Annotated in this window: 6 protein-coding genes; 1 reads left to right on the top strand and 5 read right to left on the bottom strand. The window is 72.0% G+C overall.

The features are described from left to right. Positions 1-172: 172 nt before the first annotated feature. The 5 genes from GPJ59_RS10460 to GPJ59_RS10440 all read right to left on the bottom strand — a co-directional run bounded on the left by GPJ59_RS10460 (position 173) and on the right by GPJ59_RS10440 (position 5,439). Entirely contained in the window at positions 173-1,525 is a 1,353-nt protein-coding gene (locus GPJ59_RS10460) for a DUF445 domain-containing protein (protein ID WP_374200830.1), read from the bottom strand. A 186-nt stretch (positions 1,526-1,711) separates the two neighbouring features. Further along, positions 1,712-2,458, bottom strand: coding sequence for a DUF1707 SHOCT-like domain-containing protein (locus GPJ59_RS10455; protein ID WP_374200831.1), 747 nt, complete (start codon positions 2,456-2,458; stop codon positions 1,712-1,714). 118 nt (positions 2,459-2,576) lie between these two features. Further along, positions 2,577-3,551 carry an ABC transporter ATP-binding protein gene (locus tag GPJ59_RS10450; RefSeq protein WP_219666257.1) on the bottom strand — a complete coding sequence of 325 codons (975 nt, stop codon included), beginning with the start codon at positions 3,549-3,551 and terminating at the stop codon, positions 2,577-2,579. 105 nt (positions 3,552-3,656) lie between these two features. After that, the gene (locus tag GPJ59_RS10445; protein WP_258024176.1) at positions 3,657-4,421 is read right to left on the bottom strand and encodes an ABC transporter permease; all 765 of its coding nucleotides are present in this window, start codon (positions 4,419-4,421) and stop codon (positions 3,657-3,659) included. A 184-nt stretch (positions 4,422-4,605) separates the two neighbouring features. Then, a complete protein-coding gene (locus tag GPJ59_RS10440) occupies positions 4,606-5,439 on the bottom strand; it encodes an ABC transporter permease (RefSeq protein ID WP_374200829.1) in 834 nt (277 codons plus the stop codon). A gap of 273 nt (positions 5,440-5,712) precedes the next feature. On the opposite strand from GPJ59_RS10440, the gene GPJ59_RS10435 reads away from it, so the two are divergent. After that, entirely contained in the window at positions 5,713-8,109 is a 2,397-nt protein-coding gene (locus tag GPJ59_RS10435; protein ID WP_219666223.1) for a transglycosylase domain-containing protein, read from the top strand. The last annotated feature ends 27 nt before the right edge of the window (positions 8,110-8,136 follow it).

The raw sequence follows: 8,136 nt of genomic DNA, 5'->3' as shown, positions 1-8,136 counted from the left end.
GGCCGGGACACCACTCGCGCCCCAAGCCGCCGCTCGGCAACAGCCCCGCCGTGTCGTAGCCCCCGCAGCCGAGCGTCACCGGCTCCCGGCCCGGGCCCGGCCAGCCCGACCAAGGCGCCCGGCCCCGGCCCGGGGCCAGCCCGGCCAAGGCCCGGCCCGGTCCCGGGCGGTGCTATGCGCCGAATGCCGTGGAGGCTGTGTGGATCAGGAGGCCTGCCAAGGCGCCGACCACCGTGCCGTTGATGCGGATGAACTGCAGGTCGCGGCCGATGTGCGCCTCGATCTTGCGGGACGTGTGTTCCGCGTCCCAGCTCGCCACCGTGTCCGTGATCAGCGAGGTGACCTCCGCGCGGTACGTCGTGACCACGTACACCAGCGCGCCCTCGATCCAGCCCTCCACCTTCGCCTGGAGGCGGCCGTCCGTGGCCAGGCGGGCGCCCAGCGAGAGCAGGGAGGCCCGTACGCGCAGCCGCAGTTCGCTCTGCTCGTCCTCCGCCGCCGAGATGATCATCGTACGGATGGCGGTCCAGGCCGACGCGATCACGTCCTGGATCTCGTCCCGCGCCAGGATCTCGGACTTCAGCCGCTCCACCCGCAGCCGCGTCTCCGTGTCCGACTGGAGGTCCGCGGCGAAGTCCGTCAGGAACCGGTCCACCGCCCCCCGCGCCGGATGATCCGGCATGTCCCGCATCTCCGTGACGAAACGCAGCAGCTCCTTGTAGACGCGCTCGCCCACCTTGCGGTCGACGAACCGCGGGGTCCAGCCGGGCGCCCCGCCCTGGACCGCGTCCGAGATCGAGTCGGCGTGCGTGACCAGCCAGTCGTGCGCCTTGACGCACACCAGGTCCACCACCCGCCGGTGGCCGCCGTCCACGACGATCCGCTCCAGCGTCTTGCCGACACCCGGCGCGATCTCCACCGCCTCCGCCCGCCGCGTGATCACCTCGCCGACCACCGCCTGGACGTCGGAGTCCCGCAGCACCGTCAACGCCCCGCGCAGCGCCGTCGCCAGCTCGGCCGTCACCCGGTCGGCGTGCGCAGGCTCGGCGAGCCACGCGCCCAGTCGGCGGCCGATACCCAAGGCGTGCAGGCGGGCCCGGACCACGTCCGGGGAGAGGAAGTTCTCCCCCACGAACTCACCCAGCGACACCCCGAGCTGGTCCTTCTTCGTCGGGATGATCGCCGTGTGCGGGATCGGCAGCCCCAGCGGCCGCCGGAAGAGGGCCGTGACGGCGAACCAGTCCGCGAGCGCGCCGACCATGCCGGCCTCCGCGGCTGCCGCCACGTACGCGGCCCAGCCGCCGGCCCCCCAGTCCTGCTGGGCCCACTTCGCGAAGACGTAGACCAGCGCGACCAGGACCAGCAGCCCGGTGGCCGTGGCCTTCATCCGGCGCACACCACGCCGCCGCTCCTCGTCAGCAGCGCTGAACACGAACGTGTCGGGCACTCGGGCCTGCCTTCCCCCGCGGGAGACGGATGCATGGCTATGCGATCTCTGTGCGATCTCTGTGCGATCTCTGTGCATTCGCCATGCAGTCGCTATGCGTCGGACATCTGATTGCCTGCGGATTTGCCTGCATAGCATCCGACTCCCGAGCGCGGGGGAGAGTTCCCGGGCTCCCCACCTCGTGTCGGACCAGAAGGGGGAGCGGGGCGACAGCAAACGCCCTGCGGCAGCCGCCAGTGGCCATCGACCAGCAGCCAGCAGGCGCTACAGCTCCTTGCGGTACCCGCCGCCGCCCAGCTGCGTCCTGCGCTCCTTGACCTTGATGTCCACCCCGCCCCAGAAGGCGAAGCCGGTCACCACCACCCGCGGCGCGCCGGGCTCCGGCGGCAGCGGGTTGTCACGCTGGTCGAAGGCGCCCATGAAACCGACACCGCGTACGTCGACCTCCACGCCCGGCGGTACGACGATCTCGATGCCGCCCATGATCGCGACGCAGTTGATCACGACCTCGCGCTCGGCGAACCGCGCCTCGCGCAGGTCGAGCTCCCCGCCGCCCCAGAACGCCACCGCCGTGAAGTGGGCCGGCACCGTCCAGTGCCCCTTGCGCTGGAACCCCGACATCACCGCCACACCCGCGGACGACGTGCCGGCCCCGCCGATCCTCGCCGGCCAGGCCGACCCGGCAGCCCCGGCCGACACCGCCGAGCCCGGCGCCCCGGCCGACGCCGACGCCGGCGCCGCGAGCGGATGCGGTGCGGCGTCCCCCACCGCCGGCAGGTCGCGGGTCAGCGGCTCCAGCTCGGCATACGTACGGGAGGCGTACACGGCCTCCAGCCGCTCCTCGAACTCCTCCATGTCGAGCCGGCCCTCGGCCAACGCGTCCCGCAGCCGCTCCGCCACCCGGTCCCGGTCCGCGTCCGACGCCCGCAGCGCCGGAGCACGACCGGGCGCCGGCTCCTGCCGATCCGACTCCGGCGGCACCGACTCCCGCGGCACCGCCTCCTTCGACATCGGCGCCGGCGCGTCCGGGGTCGACTTCTCCGGCAAAGGCCCGCCCGGGACCGGCTCTTCCGGCCGCTCGTCACTCATGCACCCACCCTATGCAGCAGAACCCGTACCTCACAGGGCTTCAGCCCCGCCCCGCGTACATCCGTGCGATCACGTCCTCGATATCGGGCTCCCGCACCGACAGGTCCAGCAGCGGATACCGTTCCGCCACCGCCGCCACCAGCGGCGCCGCCGACTCAGCCGCCGGGAAGGCCAGCCACTGCCGCGGCCCCTCCACCTTCACCGTCCGCGTCCCCGGCAGGTCGATCGGCGGGTGCTCCGTCTCCAGGTCCACCACCAGCGTTCGCTCACCCTCCCCCACCGTGTGCAGCCCGCCCAGCGGCCCGTCGTACATCAGCCGCCCGTGGTCGATCACCATCACCCGCTCGCACAACTGCTCGATGTCCTGGAGGTCATGGGTCGTCAGCAGCACTGTGGTGCCCAGCTCGGCGTTCAACTCCCGTAGGAACCCGCGCACCTTCGCCTTGCTCACCACGTCCAGCCCGATCGTCGGCTCGTCCAGGTACAGCACCTCCGGGTCGTGCAGCAGCGCCGCCGCGATGTCCCCGCGCATCCGCTGCCCCAGCGACAGCTGCCGCACGGGTACGTCGAGCAGGTCGCCCAGGTCCAGCTGTTCCACGCACCGCCCGAGGTTGCGGCGGTAGCGGTCGTCCGGGATCCGGTACATCCGCCGCATCAGGCCGTACGAGTCCTTCAGCGGCAGGTCCCACCACAACGTGGTGCGCTGCCCGAACACCACCCCGATCCGGTGCGCCAGCCGGGTCCGCTCCCGCGCCGGGTCGATTCCCGCCACCCGCAGCCGCCCACCGCTCGGCGTGAGGATCCCGGTCAGCATCTTGATGGTCGTGGACTTCCCCGCGCCGTTGGGACCGATGTACCCGACCACCTCCCCCCGGGCCACCGTGAACGAGATCCCGTCCACCGCCTTGACCTGGCGCTTCTCCCTCCGCAACAGCCCCGTCCGGCGCCGTACGTCGAAGACCTTCCGTACGCCGTCCAGCTCGATCAGCACGTCTCCCCCGCCCCCGCGACCCATCTCATCCGCACCCACGTCATCCACGACACCTACGTCACTTACGTCGCCCACGTCATCCACGCCACGCACGTCATCCACGTCATCCACGTCCATGCCCACCAACGGTCAGCTCCCCGTGCTCCGGTACGAGCGGATTCCCGCGCGCCACGCCAGCGACGCCGGCACCAGCACCACGCACGCGACGAGCGGGCTCGCGTACGCCGCCCAGCCCGGCAGTCCGAGCGGCTCGGGCCGCCCCAGGACGTGCAGGACCGGCACCCAGTTGACGAAGGCCAGCGGGATCACGAAGGTCACCCCGCGCACCAGCTCCCTGGTGAAGATCGTCGGCGGGTACTGGAGCATCGTGTTCCCGCCGTACGTGAAGGAGTTCTGCACCTCCGCCGCGTCCCCCGCGACGAACTGGAACGCCGCCCCCGCCACCATCACCGCCGCGAAGATGGCCGCCCCGGCGACCATCGCCACCGGCAGCAACAGCACCCGCCCCGCCGTCCAGTCCACGTCCACCGCCGCGACCGCCCAGCCCGTCACCGCCAGCCCCTGCACGATCCGGCCCAGCCGGCGCAGCGCGAACCGGTCCGCGGCGACCTGCGCCAGCACCGGCACCGGGCGCACGAGCATCGTGTCCAGCGAACCGTCGCGCACCCGCGCCCCGATCCGGTCGGTGTTGCCCAGCAACAGGTCCGCCAGACCCAGCGAGACCGTGGACGTGCCGTACAGCAGGGCGATCTCGGGCAGCGAGAAGCCGCCGAGGGCGTCCACGTGCCGGAACATGATGAAGATGCCGACGAAATCGAGCCCGGAGATCGTCGCGTTCCCGACCAGCATCAGGAAGAACGACGTGCGGTACGCCATCGTCGCCCGGATCCACATCCCCACGATCAGGCCGTAGCCGCGCAGACCCTCCACGACCCGGCTCCGGCGCACGGCGGTCTCCCCGGCGGCCGCAGCCGACCCGACAGCCGACCCAGCAGCCGCAGCCGTCCCCGGAGTCCCCGGAGTCTCCGAAGTCCCCACCATCCCCGCCGACCCCGTAGCCGCACTGCTCCCCGTAGCCTCAGCCACCCTGGACCACCACCCTCCGGGTCGCCGCCGACTGCACCAGCCGCCCCAGCCCCAGCAGCGCCGCCGCCCACCCGAGCTGGAACCCCAGCGCCCCGGCCACCTCCGCCGCCCCCGCGTGCCGGCCCAGCAGCACGTCCATCGGCACCTGGAGCATCGCCGCCCACGGCAGCACGCGCACGAACTCCCCGAAGGCGCCCGGGAAGACGGTCAGCGGCAGCACCATCCCCGAGAAGAAGATCGAGGCGACCGTGGCCATCAGATTGACCCCCGAGCCGTCCAGCAGCCAGAACGCCGCCAACCCCACCAGGTAGCGCAGCGCGAAGCTCACCACCAGCGCCAGCACCACCGACACCAGGAACAACAGCCAGCGCACCGGATCACCGGGCAGCGCCAGCGGGAAGACCAGCGCCCCCACCACCGTCGGCACCACCCCCCGCCCCAGCAACTGGAAGGCGGCGCGCCCCAGATCCGCCGCCAGCCACCAGCACTGGAGGTCGGCCGGCCGGTAGAGGTCCACGGCGATGTCGCCCGTGCGGATCCGCTCCTGCAGCTCCTCCTGGAAGCCGCCGCCGATCAACGCTCCCGCCGCCAGCAGCGACTGGCTCACCCACACGAACGTCAGGGCCTGCGCCTGGTCGTAGCCGCCGAGCCCCGGCCGCTCCTCCCACAGCGCGATGTACGTGTACGCGATGACGAACCCGAAGACGGTGTTCGTGAACACCCCGGCCACCGTGGCCGTCGTGTACGTCGCGTACCGCCGGAAGCCGCCCGCGGCCACAGCCGGCCACAACGGCACGTGCAGGCGCACCCTTGCTCCCTCCTCCATCGTTCCCCAGCCGTCGACAGGCCGCCGTAGGCCCTCGCAGGCCCTCGCAGGCCCTCGTAGGCCCTCGCAGGTCGTCGGCAGACCGTCGCAAAGCCGTCGCAAGGCCGCCCTCGGCCGGCCCTCGGCCCGCGTCGGCCGAAGCGCGGGAGCTTAGTGCGGAGGGGCGATCCACGCGACCGAAATACGCCCGTCCGGCACGGAACGATCCGCCATCGGGTAGACACCATGAGGTACATACGTGGATATGTCACACGGCGTCGAGGAGCCCTGGAGATGAGCGACCAGTCACCCCCACCCGGCTGGCCCCCTCGCGACCCGGACACACCTGGAACGCCCGACGCCCCCCACACGCCCGACAGACCCCACACGCCCCGCAGATCCCGCACACCCGACGCACCCGACGCACCCCGAACGCCCGGCACACGCACCCCCGGCCGCAAACGCACCGGATGGCGCCGGGCCGTCCCCACCTGGCGCACGGCCCTCGGCGTCGCCCTGTTGCTCGTCCTGCTCCTCGGCGGCGCCCTCGTCGCCGGCTACCTGCTCGTCCACATCCCGCCCGCCAACGCCGCCGCGACCGCCCAGTCCAACCTCTACCTCTACTCCGACGGCGCCCAACTCGCCCGCGACGGCGAGGTCAACCGGGTCAACGTCCCCCTCTCCCAGGTCCCCCGCACCGTCCAGGAAGCCGTACTCGCCGCCGAGGACCGGGACTTCTTCTCCGAACCCGCCGTCGACCCCCAGGCGATGCTCCGCGCCGCCTGGAACACCGCCACCGGCAAAGGCACCCAGTCCGGCTCCACCATCACCCAGCAGTACGTCAAGAACTACTACCTGGGCCAGGAACAGACCATCAAACGCAAGGTCAAGGAGTTCTTCATCGCGATCAAACTCGGCCGCGAGAAGTCGAAGAACTACATCCTGGAGGGCTACCTCAACACCAGCTACTTCGGCCGCAACGCCTACGGCATCCAGGCCGCCGCCCAGGCCTACTACGGCAAGGACGTCGACGAACTCACCACCGCCGAAGGCGCCTACCTCGCCACCCTCCTCAACTCCCCCAGCACCTTCGACGTCGTCGCCCACCCCCAGTACCGCGAACGCGCCCTCGCCCGCTGGAACTACGTACTCGACGGCATGGTCAAGAAGAAGTGGCTGACCCCGCAGGAACGGGCCGCCACCACCTTCCCCGAACCCGGCCGGATCCGCCCCGCCGCCGGCCTCTCCGGCCAACGCGGCTACCTCGTCGAAGCCGTCAAGGACTACATCGCCGAACACAAGATCCTCGACGAGAAGACCCTCGCCGAAGGCGGCTACCGCATCACCACCACCATCGACCGCCGCCGCCAGAACGCCCTCGTCACCGCCGTCGACGACAAGGTCACCTCCCGGCTCGACCCCGCCGCCCGGCCCGCCGACCGCTTCGTCCGCATCGGCGGCGCCTCCATCGACCCGCTCACCGGCAAGGTCGTCGCCCTCTACGGCGGCATCGACTACACCAAGCAGTACGTCAACAACGCGACCCGGCACGACTACCAGGTCGCCTCCACCTTCAAACCGTTCGTCTTCGCCGCCGCCGTCGACCACGACTCCCGCACCCAGGACGGCCGCCTCATCACCCCCAACACCTACTACAACGGCGACAACCGGCGCCCCGTCACCGGCAGCCGCATCCCCTACGCCCCCGAGAACGAGGACAACCGCTCCTACGGCGACATCACCGTCCGCACCGCCACCGACCTCTCCGTCAACACCGTCTTCGCCCAGATGGTCGTCGACGTCGGCACCGACAAGGTCAAACAGACCGCCGTCGCCCTCGGCATCCCCGAGAACACCCCGAACTTCGTGGACGGCCCCGCCATGGCCCTCGGCACCCTGCAGGCCGGCGTCCTCGACATGACCCAGGCCTACGCCACCCTCGCCGACCACGGCCGGCAGACCCCGTACACCCTCGTCGAGAAGATCACCAAGGGCGACGACACCCTCGGCCTGCCCACCCGCACCCCCCACCAGGCCGTCAGCCGCGAAGCCGCCGACACCACCACCTCCATGCTCACCAGCGTGGTCGACAACGGCACCGGAACCGCCGCACTCGCCGCCGGCCACCCCGCCGCCGGCAAGACCGGCACCGGCGAACTGGACCGCTCCGCGTGGTTCGCGGCCTACACCCCCGACCTGGTGACCGTCGTCGCGATGATGGGCCAGGACCCCGACACCGGCCGCCTCGAATCCCTCTACGGCGCCCTCGGCGAGCCCCGCATCGGAGGCGGCGGCTACCCCGCCCGCATCTGGGCCGCCTACACCAAGGCCGCCCTCGAAGGCAGCGACCCCCTCGACTTCGACCTGGAACTCCAGCCCGGCGCCGGCCGCCAGCCGCCCGTACCACCCAGCGAACAGAGCCCCGAGGGACGCCCGCCGTTCCCGCCCCGGGACGGCGACACCGACGGCGGCCGCTCCCCCCGGCCGCCGAGGGGCCGCGAGACGGACGGCGGCACCCCGCCGGACGGCGGCCGCACCGACGGCGGCCGCACGGACGGAGGCCGGACCACGGGCGGGCAGAGCCCCGGCACCCCGCCGGACGGCGATCAGACCGCCACCACCGGCGGCGGCGAGACGGAGGGCACCCGCGGCGGCACCACTGCGGGTCCCTCGGAACAACCCGCCGAGTGAACCACCCGACGGGCCCGGTGACGGGCC

It is taken from the genome of Streptomyces bambusae, assembly GCF_019400985.1.
Lineage (GTDB): Bacteria > Actinomycetota > Actinomycetes > Streptomycetales > Streptomycetaceae > Streptomyces > Streptomyces bambusae_A.
This window is presented reverse-complemented; position numbering and strand designations above follow the sequence as displayed.

What these genes read in the sequence shown, in the direction of transcription:
- GPJ59_RS10460 (WP_374200830.1), bottom strand. Translation starts at nt 1,525, where the DNA reads ATGCACAGAGATCGCACAGAGATCGCACAGAGATCGCATAGCCATGCA.
- GPJ59_RS10455 (WP_374200831.1), bottom strand. Translation starts at nt 2,458, where the DNA reads ATGTCGAAGGAGGCGGTGCCGCGGGAGTCGGTGCCGCCGGAGTCGGAT.
- GPJ59_RS10450 (WP_219666257.1), bottom strand. Translation starts at nt 3,551, where the DNA reads ATGGGTCGCGGGGGCGGGGGAGACGTGCTGATCGAGCTGGACGGCGTA.
- GPJ59_RS10445 (WP_258024176.1), bottom strand. Translation starts at nt 4,421, where the DNA reads ATGTGGATCCGGGCGACGATGGCGTACCGCACGTCGTTCTTCCTGATG.
- GPJ59_RS10440 (WP_374200829.1), bottom strand. Translation starts at nt 5,439, where the DNA reads ATGGAGGAGGGAGCAAGGGTGCGCCTGCACGTGCCGTTGTGGCCGGCT.
- GPJ59_RS10435 (WP_219666223.1), top strand. Translation starts at nt 5,713, where the DNA reads ATGAGCGACCAGTCACCCCCACCCGGCTGGCCCCCTCGCGACCCGGAC.